The following is a 16,941-nucleotide window of genomic DNA, read 5'->3' as shown; positions in this document are numbered from 1 at the left end:
TCTTAACTTTTTACTTGTAGCTTCTTTGAACTAATTTAATGTTTTCGTAAACCAGAGGTTCTTTGTGTAATACGGCATCACTTGGTTTTCCTTTGTATTCCCAGGCTGCAACATATGCAAAGTTTTCGTCATCACGAAGTGCTTCTCCTTCTTCAGTTTGGTATTCTTCACGGAAGTGACCTCCACAAGACTCATTACGGTGTAATGCATCTTTCGCGAACAATTCTCCTAACTCTAAAAAATCGGCAACACGTGTCGCTTTCTCTAATTCCTGATTAAATTCGTTAGCGCTTCCAGGCACTTTTACATCTTTATAAAACTCTTCACGTAAAGCGGCAATTTCTTCGATAGCTTCAGTCAAACCTTTAGCATTACGGGCCATCCCTACTTTATCCCACATAATTTTCCCTAATTTCTTGTGGAAATAATCTACAGAATGAGTTCCTTTATTATTGATAAATCTGTCGATCTGATCTTTTACATTTTTCTCTGCTTCCACGAATTCCGGCAAGTCTGTAGAAATCTCTCCCATTTTAATATCCGGAGCCAAATAATCCCCGATAGTATAAGGTAATACGAAATATCCATCAGCTAAACCTTGCATCAGGGCAGAAGCTCCAAGTCTGTTTGCTCCGTGATCAGAGAAGTTAGATTCTCCAATAGAGAAACATCCGGGAATGGTAGTCATTAAGTTATAATCAACCCAGGTTCCACCCATAGTGTAGTGAACCGCAGGGTAAATCATCATTGGTGTTGTATAAGGATCTTCGTCAACGATTTTGTAATACATCTGGAATAAGTTTCCGTATTTACTTTTCACGATTTCAGCTCCTAATTTCGTTACCAAAGCAGCATCATTAGCATCTAAACCTTTTACGAAAGCTTCTTCGGTTCCGTAACGTTTAATTGCTGCAGCAAAATCCAGGTAAACAGCTTCACCCGTTTTATTAACTCCAAAACCGGCATCACATCTTTCTTTTGCAGCACGGGACGCTACGTCACGAGGTACTAAGTTACCAAAAGCAGGATATCTTCTTTCTAAGAAATAATCTCTCTCCGCTTCCGATAAATCAGTTGCTTTTTTCTTTCCTTCGCGAATTGCCTGAGCATCTTCTAATTTTGCAGGAACCCAGATACGACCGTCATTACGTAATGATTCAGACATCAAAGTCAGTTTTGACTGATGATCTCCTGAAACCGGAATACAGGTTGGGTGGATTTGTGTATAACAAGGATTTGCGAAAAACGCTCCTTTTTTATGAATTTTCCAGGCTGCTGTTGCGTTACTTCCCATCGCATTTGTAGAAAGGAAAAATACGTTTCCGTATCCTCCTGAACCAATAACTACGGCGTGAGCAGAGTGTCTTTCGATTTCTCCTGTAACTAAGTTACGGGCGATGATACCTCTCGCTTTTCCATTCACGATAACAAGGTCTAACATTTCGTGACGGTTGTACATTTTTACTTTTCCACGACCAATCTGACGGTTCATTGCAGAATAGGCTCCTAACAATAATTGTTGTCCGGTTTGTCCTTGTGCGTAAAATGTACGGGAAACCAAAGTTCCTCCAAAAGAACGGTTATCTAATAATCCGCCATATTCACGAGCCAATGGCACTCCCTGAGCCACACACTGGTCAATAATATTAGCAGAAACTTCAGCTAAACGGTGAACGTTTGCTTCACGTGCACGGTAGTCACCCCCTTTTACAGTATCGTAGAACAATCTGTAAACGGAGTCACCGTCACCTTTATAATTTTTTGCTGCATTGATACCACCTTGTGCGGCAATAGAGTGCGCACGTCTTGGTGAATCCTGAAAGCAGAAAGCTTTTACGTTATATCCCTGCTCAGCCAAAGTAGCCGCAGCTGAACCTCCAGCCAAACCTGTACCAACAATGATAATATCTAAATTACGTTTGTTTGCAGGGTTTACTAAATTAATATGATCTTTATAATCTGTCCATTTGTCCGATATTGGGCCGTGTGGAATTTTTGAATCTAATGCCATTATAATTTATATTAATTATTGAAATGATGAAATAATGCGATAATTACGAAAAGTGCCGGTACTACAACTGCAAAACCGTAACCCACTTTACTTAAAAATCTGGAATATTTATTGTGCATCCCCATTGACTGAAGAGACGAACCGAATCCGTGCCAAAGGTGAAATCCTAATAACACAAAAGAAATACAATACAATCCAGTTCGGATCGGATCATGAAACTTATGCACTAACTCTCCATAATATCTTGTCGCATCAGGTGCAGTTCCGTTTACGTATTTATACGCAACTTCCGGAAACCAAAAGTCATAAAAATGCAATCCTAAGAAAGCTAAAATAACCAATCCGGAAATAATCATATTTCTGGAACTCCATGATGCATTTGCAGCACCGTTGTATTTTGCATACGAAATTGGTCTTGCAGCGCTGTTCTGAGCAGTAAGAACAAATCCCATAACGAAATGGAAAATTACCCCAATTGCCAAAACTGGTTGCATTACATATTGAATTAGCGGATTGTAACCCATAAAGTGAGAAGCTTCGTTAAAAACATCTTCACTAATAATAGAAATGAAATTTAAGGAAACATGCAGCGCTAAAAACGTGATTAAGAATATTCCCGAAAGAGCCATAGCCACTTTCTTTAAGATGGAAGCATTCAACTGTGCAGATTGTGCCATAAGTGTTTAAGTAGTTTGTTTTAAAAAATTAGACAAAAATAAAGCAATTAGACATGAACTACAACCATTTCGTTGTTATTTATAATGATTTTAAAGAGGTTTCCGTGACTTTATTGCAAATTATTTAAAAACAAGAAAATAGATATTTTTATCAGGTCATTTTAACGTAATCCTGACTTTTATATAATTACCAAATTGCTATTTTTTGCCGCTTTTTAGGTTCTTTTCCTCAAAAGTAACCCCATCCTGAATTTTATTGATCAAAAACAGGGAAATTTCAGCAGCATAATTTTACCTTTATCGGCTTCAAAAAAAATCAGAATGAAAACAGGAATTGACGCTATTTCTTTTGACGTAGCCAACATACATCTACCCATAAAAACTTTGGCAACCGCCAGAAATATTGAACCTGAAAAATTAGAAAAAGGTCTCGGACTAATTAAGATGACTTTACCCGATGTACATCAGGACGCGGTGGTTTTTGGAGCCAATGCTTTAACCAGACTAATTACCGAGAATCAAATAAACCCAAACGAAATCAGTCGGATTTATGTCGGAACCGAAAGCGGCATTGACAGTTCTAAACCCATTAGCTCTTTCTTAATCAGCCTGATGGAACAAAAATTTGGCGAGGATACTTTAGCCGAATGTGACGTTGTCGACTTTACGTTTGCCTGTATTGGCGGAGTGGACGCTTTGCAAAATTGTATTGATTTTGTAAAACTAAATCCATCTAAAAAAGCAATTGTCGTGACAACCGATTTTGCAAAATACGACTTAAACTCCACCGGAGAATACACACAGGGCGCCGGAGCATTAGCCATGTTAGTAACTTCGAACCCACGAATTATTGCTTTTGATGAAAATTGGGCTACCAGTACCAAAGGGGTTTTCGATTTTTTCAAACCCTACAGGACTATCGCAAAAGAAGCGATAACACAAAACGAAAACAACGATCCGTGGTTTGATAACCTTGAAGCCGAAATCGAAATTCATAAGGACCAGCCGGTTTTCGACGGTCAGTACTCGAATCAGTGTTATATGGATCGTACCAGATCGGCTTACTTCTCTTTCAAAAAACTAAAAAACACTACCGAAACTTTATACAATTCCTGGAACAGCATTATCATGCACCTTCCCTATTCGTTTCAGGGACGCCGAATGTTGTCTGAAATTTATGCTTTAGACCATGCCGATAAAATTATTTCAGACAATATCGAACCGGCAGATTATCAGACTAAAATCAAGGAAGTTGGAAAATCAGACGAATATAAAAAGTTTGTAACCGAAAAATTACAGCCTGCAGAACTGGCTTCCTCTTTAATTGGAAATCTTTATACAGGTTCCATTTTCATGGGATTGTTGTCGACTCTGGCGCATTATTACGATACAAAAACAGAAGTTGCCGGAAAAAAATTCGGATTTCTGGCCTACGGAAGCGGATCGAAATCAAAAGTTTTTGAAGGAACCATTCAACCGGAATGGCAAGTGGCTTTAGCCAAAACCAAGCTTTTTGAAAATCTCGAAGAAAGTGTTGAAATTGATTTTACAACTTACGAAAGCCTTCACAAAAAAGAACAAAAACAAAGCATCCGAACGCCTAAAAACGAATGGGTTTTAGACCGAATCGAAAAAGAAATCCCTAATTTGATCGGGGCTAGATATTATAAATGGATTGATTGAGAAATTCCAATTTTTTGAAATTACAAATTCCAATTCAATACGATTAACCTTTGTTAAAGTTTTGAACTTTGACAAAGGTTTTTTTAAGCTCAATTTTGGTCATTGCGAGGAACGAAGCAACCACAATAGCAAGAGCAACCAGTGTAAAAAAGTGAGATTGCTTCGTTTCTCGCAAAGACTTTTGCAACTGTTTCTCCTTACATCATTTATAAATCGTAAACTTATTATGGCTTAAAGTAAAACCAAGGTTTTCATAAATCAGGACATTTTCTACTCTTCTTCGGTTCGTGGTTACTTCTATGCTTTTCAAATTATTTTGTTCTGCAAAATTTTTTATTTCATTAATTAGCAAACGTCCAACGCCCTGACCACGGTATTTTTGATCAATAAAAAACTCCTGAATTTCACCAACCAAACCGCAATGATGCAGAAGATGCTGCGTATGAAAACTAATAAATCCCGCCCCTTCGTTTTCGTTTTCAGCGATCAGATAAACATTCTTAGGGCTAGCAATATTTTCATTGAATATTGCCGCAAAGATTTCAAAATCTAATTCTTCATTTTCAAGTTCACAAATTGACTTGTACACAAAATCTAGATCCTGCTTTTCGACTTTTCTGATTTTTATTTTTGATTTCATAATCTTGTAAATAGTGAAACTAGTTTGCTAACACATTTTGGAAAGACTTATGCTTCCATTAACAATCTTTTTTAATTCCTCAAAATCTGCCAACCATTCAATCGCTATAAATTTTGAACAATTATTTTTCATATCATCTGACCAATCAATTAAAATTGCGGCGCCATCGTTTTTAATCTCGTCTTTCACAAACTCGACTGTTTTATTTGCTCCCACAGGTCCTTCACCTCTCAGGTCAAAAACTATATTTTTTGTTTTGGAAAAAACCAAACATAACGAAAGTCTCTTCTTTTGACTGGTATCGAGATCTTTCATCTTGTCTTTTTTGGAAAAAGTATCAATTTCAAAAATTTTTGAAATCACAATATCTTTTGGATTTGCATTCCTTTTTAAATATATAAATACAGAAGTCGGATTAAATATCCTTCTAAACTTTGATTCTTTAAAAGATTCCGCAAAAGTTAAAGGCTTAAATATCTTTATATTTTCATGATGTGCCTTTCCTGTAAAAATAGCTGTTAATTGCGCTTTCATGTCATCAAAATGCGCTCCACCCTGCAAAAAAATGGTAACCAATTCGCCCTTTCTTAACTCAAATGGTGGTATAAAATAATGATTGGTTTTTATTCCTTTACTTTCGATTATAAGCTCTTTCATTTTTTATTCTCCTTATCAAGATTACTCAATTTTAAATTCAAAATCAAAAATCGTCAGAAAAATTGTATGTTTGTAAAATTAAGAAACCAATTTACAAAATCTCCCCAACAAACAAAGATCCGTTTTTAAGCAAAACAAAAAAACATAAAAGAATTTTAAATATCTTTGAACTATGAGCACAGCACCAAAACCAAGACACATCGGGCGAAACATAAGCCGAATCAGAGAGCTTCGCGACATGAAGCAGGAAGCACTTGCACAAGCAATTGGTACAACCCAGCAATCGATCTCTATTATTGAAGGAAGCGAAAGCGTTGACGACGAAAAACTAAAAGCAATTGCCCAGGCTTTAGGCGTACCTGCCGAAATGATCAAAAACTTTTCTGAAGAAGCTGTTTTTAATATTATTGGAAATACTTATGATAATGGTTCAATTTCCGTAAATCATAGTTGCACTTTTAATCCGTTAGATAAACTTCTAGAATCTTACGAAGAGAATAAAAAACTTTACCAACAATTAATTCAGGCTGAAAAAGAGAAAGTTGCTTTTTTGGAGAAGTTACTGAGTGAGAAAAAATAATCTCTACGAAAGATATATCTATAGAAAAAACCGAAGTTTGATTACTTCGGTTTTTTTTTATGCAAATACAATCGCAATCCTGTCATTCCGAGGAACGAAGGAACCGCATCTACAGCATCCGCACAGTAAGTCGCACTCTGGATGCGGTTCCTTCGTTCCTCGGAATGACACAAGATTGCGCAAAACAATCACCGACAAACCCGACAGGTTTTTAAAACCTGTCGGGTTTAATCGTAATTCTCCACCTTTCAAAATAAAAAATCCCCCAAATCTGCTTAATCTGCGAGAGAAAAAAACTCCCCAAACAAATAAGAAAACTTTAATAAAGCAATTATACGCCACTTCTTCAAAAATCACTAATTTTGAAATTCGAAGTTCAAAAACGAAATTATTATGAAATATCATCAAATAAACAGCGCTCTTTTTGTAAAAAACCGCAGAAAATTTACGGCAGAAATGAAACCTAACAGTGTTGCCGTTTTCAATTCCAATGACATTTACCCCGTTAGTGCCGACAGTACTTTGCCCTTTGCACAGCACAGAGATATATTTTACCTGAGCGGTGTAGATCAGGAAGAAAGCATCTTGCTTTTGTTTCCGGATGCGCCTTATGAAAACCAAAAAGAGATTCTTTTCCTGAAAGAAACCAACGATCATATTGCCGTTTGGGAAGGCGAAAAGCTAAGTAAAGAACGTGCTTTTCAGGTTTCAGGAATCAGAACGGTGTATTGGTTGCAGGATTTTCATAAAATTTTGAACGAAATGATGACGTATGCAGATACGATGTACATCAACACCAACGAACATTACCGCGCGACTGTGGAAACAGAAACCCGTGAAGCCCGTTTCATAAAATGGTGGAAAGAACGTTATCCGGCACATAATGTAGCGAAAAGCAACCCGATTTTACAACGCATCCGTTCTGTAAAAGAAAGCGAAGAAATCGATTTGATCCAGAAGGCGTGCGATATTACCGAAAAAGGTTTCCGCAGATTATTGTCGTTTGTAAAACCAAACGTTACCGAATACGAAATCGAAGCCGAACTGATTCACGAATTCATCCGCAACCGCTCTAAAGGTTTTGCGTACACTCCAATTATTGCTTCGGGAAACAATGCTAACGTTTTGCATTATATCGAAAACAACCAGCAATGTAAAGCCGGAGATTTGATTTTACTGGATGTCGCTGCTGAATACGCGAATTATTCGAGCGATATGACGAGAACAATTCCGGTTTCAGGAAGATATTCAGAAAGACAAAAAGCCGTTTACAATGCGGTTTTGAAAGTAAAAAACGAAGCCACCAAAATGCTGACTCCTGGAACGCTTTGGAAACAATATCATATTGAAGTGGGTAAAATCATGACTTCAGAATTACTGGGTCTGGGTTTAATTGACAAAGCCGATGTTCAGAACGAAAATCCGGACTGGCCAGCCTACAAAAAATATTTCATGCACGGAACTTCCCACCACATGGGACTGGACACGCACGATTACGGATTGCTTCACGAACCCATGAAAGCTAATATGGTTTTTACTGTTGAGCCTGGAATCTACATTCCGGCAGAAGGATTCGGAATCCGTTTGGAGGACAACGTTGTGGTGCAGGAAAAAGGAGAACCTTTTAACCTGATGCGCAACATTCCGATTGAGATAGATGAAATCGAGAGCCTGATGAATGAATAAATAAAATAAAGCCCTTAATAATTGAATATTAAGGGCTTTTTAAATTTTATAAATTGGTTATTATCCAATTTTCGATATTTGCAAATCCAATTCAAATTTGCCTGTAGCTTCGTTTTCGTTAATCAACTCAAAAAGCTCTAAAGCTCTTCTCGCATTTTTCTCCTCTTCTCTTTGCTCAGCAACATACCACATCATAAAATCTTCTGTAGCATAATCATTTTCTGCCCTGCATTTTGCGATTACCTTGTTAATAGCCTGAGTAACGGCAATTTCATTTTGCAAAGCGATTTCAAATACTTCCCTGAAAGAAGCAAATTCCTGTTGCACTTCGGGAACAGATGGCGTAATTGCAATCCCTCCCATATCTGTAATATATCTGAAAACTTTAAGGAAATGTTCTCTTTCTTCCTCGGCTTGTTTATACATGTATGATGCCGTATTATCAAAACCATTTCTGTCAAGCCATGCAGCCATCGCTAAATATTTATTGGAAGCATCGCTTTCTATTTTTGCCTGTAAGTTCAATATATTTTCTATTCCTTCAATTAATGAAGTACTTGTTCTTAGTAAATCTTTCATAACCTTTAATTTTTATACGTGTAAATTTACAAAAATTAAAGACAACAGGTTGCGACACCTGCAAATTTGGATTTAATCTAAGTAAAACATTAAATTAACTCCACTTTAAGAATATTGCAAAGCATGGAATGCAGGTTGAGGGTAAATTTAGTTCCGTTTAGTAATTCCCTAAGCTGAACTATTTCACAGATCGTAAGATTTCTTGAAAAATTTCTTTTAGTAGTTTCAATCAATTGTGCATCTGACTTATCAGACAAGTCATAAAGCATATTGAGAATGTCAACGTTATTTACCTTTCTTTGAAAAATCAAAAAATCATGAATTTTATAACTTGATACTGTATCTACAAAATTGATAATTATACTATTAGTCAAATCACATTGATAACTGTATCCTTTTTCGGTTTCAAATAATATTTTGGTGGTCAAATCGCTAACTAATGCCATTTTGATAAAAATTAATAACGCTGCAAAAATATAGAATTTAAACCAATTAAACATGTAATTAAGACTAATTTAAAATAACAAAAACTTTTTGTCTTTTTAAATTAGTCTTTCATCTCAATTTTCGCATTTAAAAAATAGTTTTTTTTAGAAAATAAAAAGGAAACCTGTAACGTTCTAAAACATCATTCGACTTATTTTAAAACTAAATATATAGAAATCATGCAGGCACACGAAATAGAGTATCAGATTTTTGGAGAAGAAATGCAATATGTTGAAATAGAACTGGATCCACAGGAAATTGTAATTGCCGAAGCCGGCAGTTTTATGATGATGGAAAACAATATCCAGATGGAAACCATATTTGGTGATGGTTCGCAACAACAGGGATCAGGCTTGTTTGGCAAACTTTTGAATGCCGGAAAAAGAGTTCTTACGGGCGAAAGCTTGTTTATGACAGCATTTTTAAACCAAGGCACTACAAAAAGCAAAGTATCCTTTGCATCTCCCTATCCGGGAAAAATTCTGCCTATTGATTTAACGCAATTTCAGGGCAAATTTATCTGTCAAAAAAGTTCCTTCTTATGTGCTGCCAAAGGTGTTTCTGTAGGGATAGAATTCTCTCAGAAACTAGGCCGCGGCTTATTTGGCGGTGAAGGTTTTATCATGCAAAAAATTGAGGGAGACGGAATGGCTTTTGTACATTCCGGAGGAACAATGGCTAAAAAAGAATTAGCACAGGGTGAAGTTCTAAAAGTAGATACGGGATGCATCATTGGTTTTACCAAAGACGTAGATTACGATATTGAATTTATTGGCGGAATCAAGAATTCCATTTTTGGCGGTGAAGGCTTATTTTATGCTACTTTAAAAGGCCCAGGAACGGTTTATATACAATCATTGCCTTTCTCAAGATTAGCCGACCGCATTATTGCTTCTGCACCAAGATCCGGAGGAAACAGCCGTGATGAAGGAAGTCTTCTTGGCGGATTAGGAAATCTTCTGGATGGCGATAATCGGTTTTAATGGTATAAAATGGTTTTCGGAAACGGAAACCATTTTTATTTCAAAACTTCTTTATTCTCAAAAATAATAGCATTATAGAATAAATATTAACTCAAAAGCACATATATTTCTTATAAAGTCTGTGCTTTCTTATCTTTGTGCTTTACTCTTTAAACTATCATTTTGAAAACTATTTTATATAAAAACACCAAAATATCGTATACCGATTCGGGACAAGGAACTGTAATTGTATTGCTGCACGGCTTTTTGGAAAACAAAAAAATGTGGCAGGAATATGTCACTCTTTTCGCTGAAGAATATCGCGTGGTCACAATCGATTTACTGGGACACGGGGAATCAGATTCTTTAGGCTATGTGCATTCCATGGAGGATAATGCCAATGCTGTACATGAAGTTTTAGAACATCTAAAAATCGAAAAAGCCATCGTTGCGGGGCATTCTATGGGAGGCTATGTTGCTTTGGCCCTGGCCGAATTGCATCCGGATAGCATTAAGAAATTAGTTCTGTTAAACTCAACTTCCAAAGAAGACAGTGCAGAGAAAAAACTAAACAGAACCCGCGCCATCAAAGCAGTAAAACAAAATTATGTAAGTTTTGTAAGCCTGGCGGTAGCCAATTTGTTTAGCGAAGACAACAGAACAAGATTAGCCGCAGAAATTGAAAAAACTAAAGTTCAGGCATTAAAAACACCTTTACAGGGAATTGTAGCTTCTTTAGAAGGAATGAAAATCAGAAAAGACAGGGAAGCACTTTTACGTGAAAACCTTTTTCCGGTTTTACTGGTTTTAGGCAAAAAAGATCCGGTTCTAAACTACGAAGAAAACGTAACACAAATAAAAGATACAGCTATAACACTTGTCTCTTTTGACGATGGACATATGAGTCACATTGAAAACAAAGAAGAGCTTAAAGTGGTACTGGCTGATTTCTTTAAATAAATCGATCCTTTAAAAAGCAAAAAAGGCTGTTCAAAAAATTTTGAAACAGCCTTTTTCTCATTATTGGGGGCAAAAATTATATTATAGTTTTGAGATAATATCTTTTTTAAATTTCCCCAAAGTTGCTCTTGTCATTCCAAGATTCGCCTTTGTTGAATCAACCGCCAGATAAATAAAATAACTTCCATCTTCAGAAACATCAATAATATGAATCTGATCTGTTAATGTAATTAGGATATCATTGATTTTTTGATCCAGTCCCAAAGCTTTGATAGCGTTTAATTTTGCTTTTACAACTTCTAAATTATAAGCGGAAGCTAATTCCGGGTCAAAAGCCGGATTTAAAGAAAGCGAGCAATAAGACATTCCTGTTTCGACCTGAGTTACTGAAACGGCAATAAACCCGTTAATATTCTCTTTTAAATCGTTTTGAAAATTCTGTAAAAAATCTGACATGTTTTAATTGTATTTAATTAATTGTTGAAAACGGTATCCATTCTGCGTAACAGAAGTCCCATTTTACTAATATCTTTAGAAAGCAGTGCCACGCAATTATCATCCGAATTCTTATTTGCCACCACGATACCATCGTTGTTTTTAATCATTACCTGTTTTAAATCTCCATTATTTACATCTTCCGTCATTTCCAGGCACATCTTTAATATCATCCCTATCATTGCAGCCACATTCCCGTCGTATTCAAGATTAACTGATTCTACCAAAATTCCATCTATATTAAAAACCAATCCGGATTCTGCTCCTGTTTCCTCAACCAGTGTATTTAAATCAATCATATTATTGTTATAAAAATTTTAAAATAATCTTCAAAGATATTTCAATAAACAGAATTGTCCGCTAAACACTTGTTAAAAAAACAGGCCTGCTAATCACCTGACCTACTTTTATTTATACTTTAATTTTTAACTCTTTTTAAAATAAATTCTGCAAAAAAATTTAACAGAAAAAAGAAATTCAACTACAATTCAAACAATCTGTTCAATAAAAATCAAATGATGCGATTAACCTTTGGCATCAGCGGGTTTACGGGAAGTTTTTCCTAAATTTGCAAAAAAATTATCCAAATGAAAACGGTAGACGAATTACGCTTTGATCTGAATGTAAAACTGATGAAGTTTAGAAGATTTCGTTTTGAGAACGGAAGCATAAACAATACGATAACAGAGGAACAGAAAAAGAAAGGTTTCTTTAAAAAAATATTCAGCTAAAAATTACTTACAAAAAAAGCGGAAATTGTTCTCTAACAATTTCTGCTTTTTTACTTATGGGATGGAACTTACCCTTTTTGTGTAAAATTAACCGGGTTGAAATCATGATTACATTTTTGTAATTAGGATTCATAATAATCCGGCCCTGAATTTTTGATTTTCCATAATTCGTTCATTGAATCAGTCAATCATGTCTGGTTATAATCTATCTCAGGTTTCTTCTCATAAAACAAATTTCGAATGGCTAAAAAGAGTTCTTTCAATTTGAAAATAGTGCAATTTCTCATCGTACAGCCGCTTTATTTTTTTGTTTAAGACCAGCTGAATATGTCCATCTGTGCGAAAACTGTTTATCCTTTGTTTTTCAACTGAAAATAAAATCGTCTTTTAAAACACAAATCATCTAATTTATTTTTTCTTCAAACGGAATAGCGGGATCAAAAATTTCTTTTAGCAATAAAGCGATCTCTTCCAGGTAACTGTGTAGAATTTCTTTGCTGACCGTACTATCCAGTTCTTTCTCCTCCTTAAATCCAAATGGTAGAAATCCTGATTTTAAATTTTTGAAGGAGATAATTCCAACTTCCATAGGAATATCCACCGCTTCTTTCTCAAACATATACGCATAAGCCAGAACCTGAATAATTTTGTCATTTTTAAGCTCCTGAGTTAATCCATTCCATGATTTAAGTATCACATTAGTTTTCTCTACTTTTCCGGTCTTATAATCGATAATTCTTACTTTTCCGTTTCGCAGTTCAATTCTGTCCACATTTCCTTTAATCAAAACAGGAAATGGCAAATCAGGATGGCTGAAGTGACGCTTAAATGTTTTTTCCAAAGCAATGATTTTAATGGCATCTCCGTTTACAATAGAATCCAGTTCCATTTTCAGGAAGTTGGAAACATTTCGTTTGGCTACTTCAAAAGCCAAAAGATTGCGTCCTTTTTTTATTTCACCTTCTTTATAAACTACTTTAAATTGCCTTAGTACTTCATCATCCAGCAGTTTAAAACAATTTTTTATATCCGCTTCCGAAATAAATTTGTCTACAAAAGGATCGTATAATGCTTTTAAAGTTTCATGTATAATTGTTCCCAGTGTATTCAGGGCAATATTTTCTTCGACTTCTTCCACTTCACGAATCCGCAGGATTTTCTGAAAATAAAATTCAATCGGATTCCGGATATAACTGGTCAAAGCTGACGGAGAAAAACCAGTCTCCGCAATTTCTTTTAACCGTTCCATAACCGCTTCAGATTTCGGAATTACCATTGGTTTGTAAGCCGTTGTTGGCAAAACAGGATTGTAAATATCAAAAGTAAGGTTATGCTTTACTTGCTTTTCGACTTCCAGCTGCGTTATAAAGCGACTGCGTTCCCCGGCATCTAAACCATCATTTTCCGTATTGTAAATCAGGAAAATATTTTTTGCCCTTTGCAACAAATGGTAAAAGTGATAGGTATAAATCGCATCCTTCTCTTTAAAAGTTGGCAGACCCAATTCTTTTTTTACATCATAAGGAATAAATGAATTTTGGGATTTCCCGGCAGGAAATTTTCCTTCATTCATAGAAGTTACGATTACAGTATCAAAATCCAGAACACGGCTTTCCAGAACCCCCATAATCTGCAATCCTTTCAAAGGCTCACCCTCAAAAGAAACTTCAGCTACATCGATTACCTGTTTGTAAATCGCGTACAGCGTATCAATATTGTCAATATGTGTGTGTCTGGAATAATAATTAATCAGTTTATTGATCACTTTAAAAATAGCAAAGACAAAAGCCTTAGCAATTTTTTCTTCTTCATTGTCGTGGCTGAAATTTTCCTTGATTACAAGCAAAAGCGTTGAAATGTTTTCAAGAACTGCCACCGATCCGTTCTCCCATTTTTGAAAGAGTAATTTAAAAAGATCCGATACATCTGAATTCAGTTCAAACAATCTGTTGTGTGTAATAAAAGTATAATTATTCTCTTTTATGATCTTAACCAGATTACCAGTATGGGCATAAGGCTCCACAAGAGGATGCGTTAAGATATCCAATATATCCTTATAATAAAAAACATAGCTTTCTCCTTTTCTGGATAGTGCATTGGTATGCATTTTAAATAATTTCGCGATCAATATTTGCGATGGATTATTTTTACCAGAATATCCCATAGTGATATTCAAAGACCCAACCGAAGAAGGTAAAGCGTACAAAACGGGCATTAAAAGATTCTCTTCACCTAAAACAATGGCAACCTTATCAAGGGAGGTTAAGGGATTTTCAGCAACTATTTTTTCGATGATACTTCCTGCTAATTTGGCCTGGCCGATCGTTTTTGGAGTTCCGATAACCTGAATATTTTTTGATTGTGAAAAATCATCCACAATCCATTCAAAAGGATTCGACTTATAGTGTTTCCAGTTTTCTTTAAAGCGACGGACAAAAAGTCCTGCATCGTGATAAGGATCATTAAGGAAAGTCTGATCCACGTCCCAATAAATTTTAGCCTGATCTAGGGCTAAAAGATGCTGTACGATTTTTTCTTCAGCAGCATTTAATGCGTTGAAACCCGCAAAAACAAAATTGCGCCCTGAAGTTGTATTCGAAAAATGATTTAAATTATGGACTGCTTCCCGATAAATCAAACCCTGATATCCTATTCCTTTATGAAGCAAATGATTGTATAAAGACTCATAATACAAGGGAAGAAGTTTCCAGAAATCAATATATTTTTCTAAAAGCTTTGTTTTATTTTCGACTTCTATTCCCCACTTTTTGATATCTTCAATATCATTCAGATAAGACAAAACATGCGAAGGATCTAATAGGTAACGGTCAATTTCATTAAAATCCTGAAGAAGTGTTTTTGCCCAATTGGCAAATAATTCGAAGGACTGCTGGTTTTGTTTTTCTGTAACCGAAAGATATACTTCATAGAATTCAAACAAAAGTTCAATGGAATCAACAGACCGAATGGATGCGACATCCTGCACGAAATCCTCTATGCTAATGATATCGGGAGAAAGAATTGTATGGGTTGTTTCTTTTTTTAAAGCTTCAATTAAAAAAACCTTTGCTCTTTTATTTGGGAGAATAATAGTAGTTTCAGCAAGTTTACCGGAATAATCCTGAATTATAACAGCGGCTATTTTTTCGAGAAAAGAAGTATTTATCATTGTATAAAAATAAAAAAAGCCATTCAATTAAGAATGGCTTTTAGAATTTATTTAGAAAGTAAATTACAATTTACCTTCGTATTTAGAACCGATATGTTTGATTTCAGTTCTTCTGTTTTGTGCTTTACCTGCAGGAGTTTTGTTACTCGCAACTGGTTGAGACTCACCGAAACCTTTAGATACTAAGTTATCAACATTTACTCCTCTTTCGATCAAAGCGTTCATAACTGCAGCAGCTCTGTCTTCAGAAAGTTTTTGGTTCAATTTGTCAGAACCATCGCTATCTGTGTGACCTTCAATGCTGAATTTCGCGTTTGGATAGTTTTTAAGGATTTCTTTAATTGCATCCAATCTAGCTGGAGTTTCTTTGTCTCCTGTTTTGAAAGTAGCTTTACCTGAGTTAAAGTAGATTGCTCTAGCTTGAACTTTAAGGTCTTCTAAAGCCTCAGAAGTAACTTCTGGACAACCTCTGTTAGAAGCAGGACCTGCAACTGTAGGACAATCATCATCTTTATCAAGAACACCATCTTTATCAGCGTCTAAGAAAGGACAACCACCGTTTTCTTTTGGACCAGCAACTGTAGGACATTTGTCATCTTTATCAGCGATTCCGTCTCCGTCAGCATCTGGACAACCTTTTAAAGCAGCTAAACCAGCAACATCTGGACAAGCATCATCTTTATCAGCAATTCCGTCTCCGTCAGTATCAGGACATCCGTTTAATGCAGCTAAACCAAAAACATCTGGACAAGCATCAGAAGCATCAACGATTCCGTCTCCGTCAGTATCAGGACATCCGTTGAATTGTTTTAAACCAGCAACGTCTGGACAAGCATCATCTTTATCGTAGATACCATCACCGTCAGTATCTTTACCACCAAATTTGAAGATAAGACCTGCAGTGTGTTGGAAGTGAGATGGAGCATCTGGAACACCAGCTGCATCTTCTCTATCACCACTAACTGACCATTTGTATTTAGTAGCAAGCTCTAAACCAATAGCATCAGTAAACCAGAAAGTTAAACCAGCACCTGGGTTAACAGTTCCGTAGCTGCTGTCTCCGAAGAAAACATAACCACCACCAACAGATAACGAAGGATCGATTACTTTAGATTTAATTAATTCCTGGAAGCTGTACTTAATAGTAGCATCAATTCCGTAATACATCAAATCACCTGGATTTTCAACAATCATTCCTCTTGCATCATGCCCTGCAGCATTTGGAGCAAAACGAACATATTTGTCAATTTTATTCACAGACCCTTGTAAACCAACAGAAAATCCTGACCCTACGTATCTAGACACTCCAATATAAGATAAAGATGGAAGGATATTCCAGTTATCTTTTACAGCGAATGGCTGAGAAAAATGCGCTGGAAAAAAGTCAACATGTTCTGGACTTGCACTAGTCCTAGTATCTACGGCATTAACTCCAAAAGAGATAGCCCATGGATTGTTACTGTCTTGCGCGTGAGAAGCTAACCCCATCACCATCATTACAGCAACTAAAAGTTTGTTAAGATGTTTCATACTTAATTTTTTTAATTACAATTTAGTTAATTACTAGCAAAAGTAACACCAAAATTTTTAAATACAAAATGAAATGTTAAAAAAAACCTACAAAA

16 protein-coding genes are annotated in these 16,941 nt (G+C 35.8%); 6 read left to right on the top strand and 10 right to left on the bottom strand.

All coding sequences use genetic code 11. The features are described from left to right. Positions 1–10 precede the first annotated feature (10 nt). Positions 11–2,011, bottom strand: coding sequence for a fumarate reductase/succinate dehydrogenase flavoprotein subunit (locus tag LPB89_RS04640; protein ID WP_230700474.1), 2,001 nt, complete (start codon positions 2,009–2,011; stop codon positions 11–13). A gap of 11 nt (positions 2,012–2,022) precedes the next feature. Next, positions 2,023–2,688: a succinate dehydrogenase cytochrome b subunit gene (locus tag LPB89_RS04635; protein WP_127339082.1), complete on the bottom strand. Its 666-nt coding sequence runs from the start codon at positions 2,686–2,688 to the stop codon at positions 2,023–2,025. A gap of 321 nt (positions 2,689–3,009) precedes the next feature. Between LPB89_RS04635 and LPB89_RS04630 the strand changes: the two genes are divergently transcribed. Then, entirely contained in the window at positions 3,010–4,371 is a 1,362-nt protein-coding gene (locus LPB89_RS04630) for a hydroxymethylglutaryl-CoA synthase family protein (protein WP_230700473.1), read from the top strand. 202 nt (positions 4,372–4,573) lie between these two features. Here the strand turns inward: LPB89_RS04630 and LPB89_RS04625 are convergent, their stop codons facing one another. Beyond that, complete coding sequence (locus tag LPB89_RS04625) at positions 4,574–5,011, bottom strand: GNAT family N-acetyltransferase (RefSeq protein ID WP_230700472.1); 438 nt, start codon at positions 5,009–5,011, stop codon at positions 4,574–4,576. A 27-nt stretch (positions 5,012–5,038) separates the two neighbouring features. Beyond that, on the bottom strand, positions 5,039–5,668 hold the full coding sequence (locus LPB89_RS04620; RefSeq protein ID WP_230700471.1) for a hypothetical protein: 630 nt from the start codon (positions 5,666–5,668) through the stop codon (positions 5,039–5,041). 172 nt (positions 5,669–5,840) lie between these two features. On the opposite strand from LPB89_RS04620, the gene LPB89_RS04615 reads away from it, so the two are divergent. Beyond that, entirely contained in the window at positions 5,841–6,248 is a 408-nt protein-coding gene (locus tag LPB89_RS04615) for a helix-turn-helix domain-containing protein (RefSeq protein ID WP_171568302.1), read from the top strand. Positions 6,249–6,641: 393 nt separating this feature from the next. After that, complete coding sequence (locus LPB89_RS04610) at positions 6,642–7,934, top strand: aminopeptidase P family protein (RefSeq protein WP_127339075.1); 1,293 nt, start codon at positions 6,642–6,644, stop codon at positions 7,932–7,934. 60 nt (positions 7,935–7,994) lie between these two features. Here the strand turns inward: LPB89_RS04610 and LPB89_RS04605 are convergent, their stop codons facing one another. Together LPB89_RS04605 and LPB89_RS04600 are read right to left on the bottom strand one after the other, a co-directional pair. Next, entirely contained in the window at positions 7,995–8,513 is a 519-nt protein-coding gene (locus LPB89_RS04605) for a ferritin (protein WP_230700470.1), read from the bottom strand. A gap of 89 nt (positions 8,514–8,602) precedes the next feature. Then, entirely contained in the window at positions 8,603–8,959 is a 357-nt protein-coding gene (locus tag LPB89_RS04600; protein ID WP_127339073.1) for a hypothetical protein, read from the bottom strand. 219 nt (positions 8,960–9,178) lie between these two features. Here LPB89_RS04600 and LPB89_RS04595 point away from each other — a divergent pair, with 219 nt between their 5' ends. Together LPB89_RS04595 and LPB89_RS04590 are read left to right on the top strand one after the other, a co-directional pair. Next, a complete protein-coding gene (locus LPB89_RS04595; protein WP_230700469.1) occupies positions 9,179–9,982 on the top strand; it encodes a TIGR00266 family protein in 804 nt (267 codons plus the stop codon). Between the two features lie 162 nt (positions 9,983–10,144). After that, positions 10,145–10,921, top strand: a complete 777-nt coding sequence (locus tag LPB89_RS04590) for an alpha/beta fold hydrolase (RefSeq protein ID WP_230700468.1) — start codon at positions 10,145–10,147, stop codon at positions 10,919–10,921. Positions 10,922–11,002: 81 nt separating this feature from the next. On the opposite strand, the gene LPB89_RS04585 is transcribed toward LPB89_RS04590, so the two are convergent. Both LPB89_RS04585 and LPB89_RS04580 read right to left on the bottom strand, forming a co-directional pair. Beyond that, positions 11,003–11,377, bottom strand: a complete 375-nt coding sequence (locus tag LPB89_RS04585; protein WP_230700467.1) for a hypothetical protein — start codon at positions 11,375–11,377, stop codon at positions 11,003–11,005. A 17-nt stretch (positions 11,378–11,394) separates the two neighbouring features. After that, on the bottom strand, positions 11,395–11,715 hold the full coding sequence (locus tag LPB89_RS04580; protein WP_127339069.1) for a roadblock/LC7 domain-containing protein: 321 nt from the start codon (positions 11,713–11,715) through the stop codon (positions 11,395–11,397). 288 nt (positions 11,716–12,003) lie between these two features. Between LPB89_RS04580 and LPB89_RS04575 the strand changes: the two genes are divergently transcribed. Next, complete coding sequence (locus tag LPB89_RS04575) at positions 12,004–12,147, top strand: hypothetical protein (protein WP_158286340.1); 144 nt, start codon at positions 12,004–12,006, stop codon at positions 12,145–12,147. Between the two features lie 403 nt (positions 12,148–12,550). On the opposite strand, the gene LPB89_RS04570 is transcribed toward LPB89_RS04575, so the two are convergent. Next, complete coding sequence (locus LPB89_RS04570; RefSeq protein WP_230700466.1) at positions 12,551–15,316, bottom strand: PD-(D/E)XK nuclease family protein; 2,766 nt, start codon at positions 15,314–15,316, stop codon at positions 12,551–12,553. Positions 15,317–15,379: 63 nt separating this feature from the next. After that, a complete protein-coding gene (locus LPB89_RS04565; RefSeq protein WP_230700465.1) occupies positions 15,380–16,846 on the bottom strand; it encodes an OmpA family protein in 1,467 nt (488 codons plus the stop codon). Positions 16,847–16,941 lie beyond the last annotated feature (95 nt).

This window comes from Flavobacterium sp. ENC, assembly GCF_020991415.1.
In the GTDB taxonomy this organism is placed as follows: Bacteria; Bacteroidota; Bacteroidia; order Flavobacteriales; family Flavobacteriaceae; genus Flavobacterium.
This window is presented reverse-complemented; position numbering and strand designations above follow the sequence as displayed.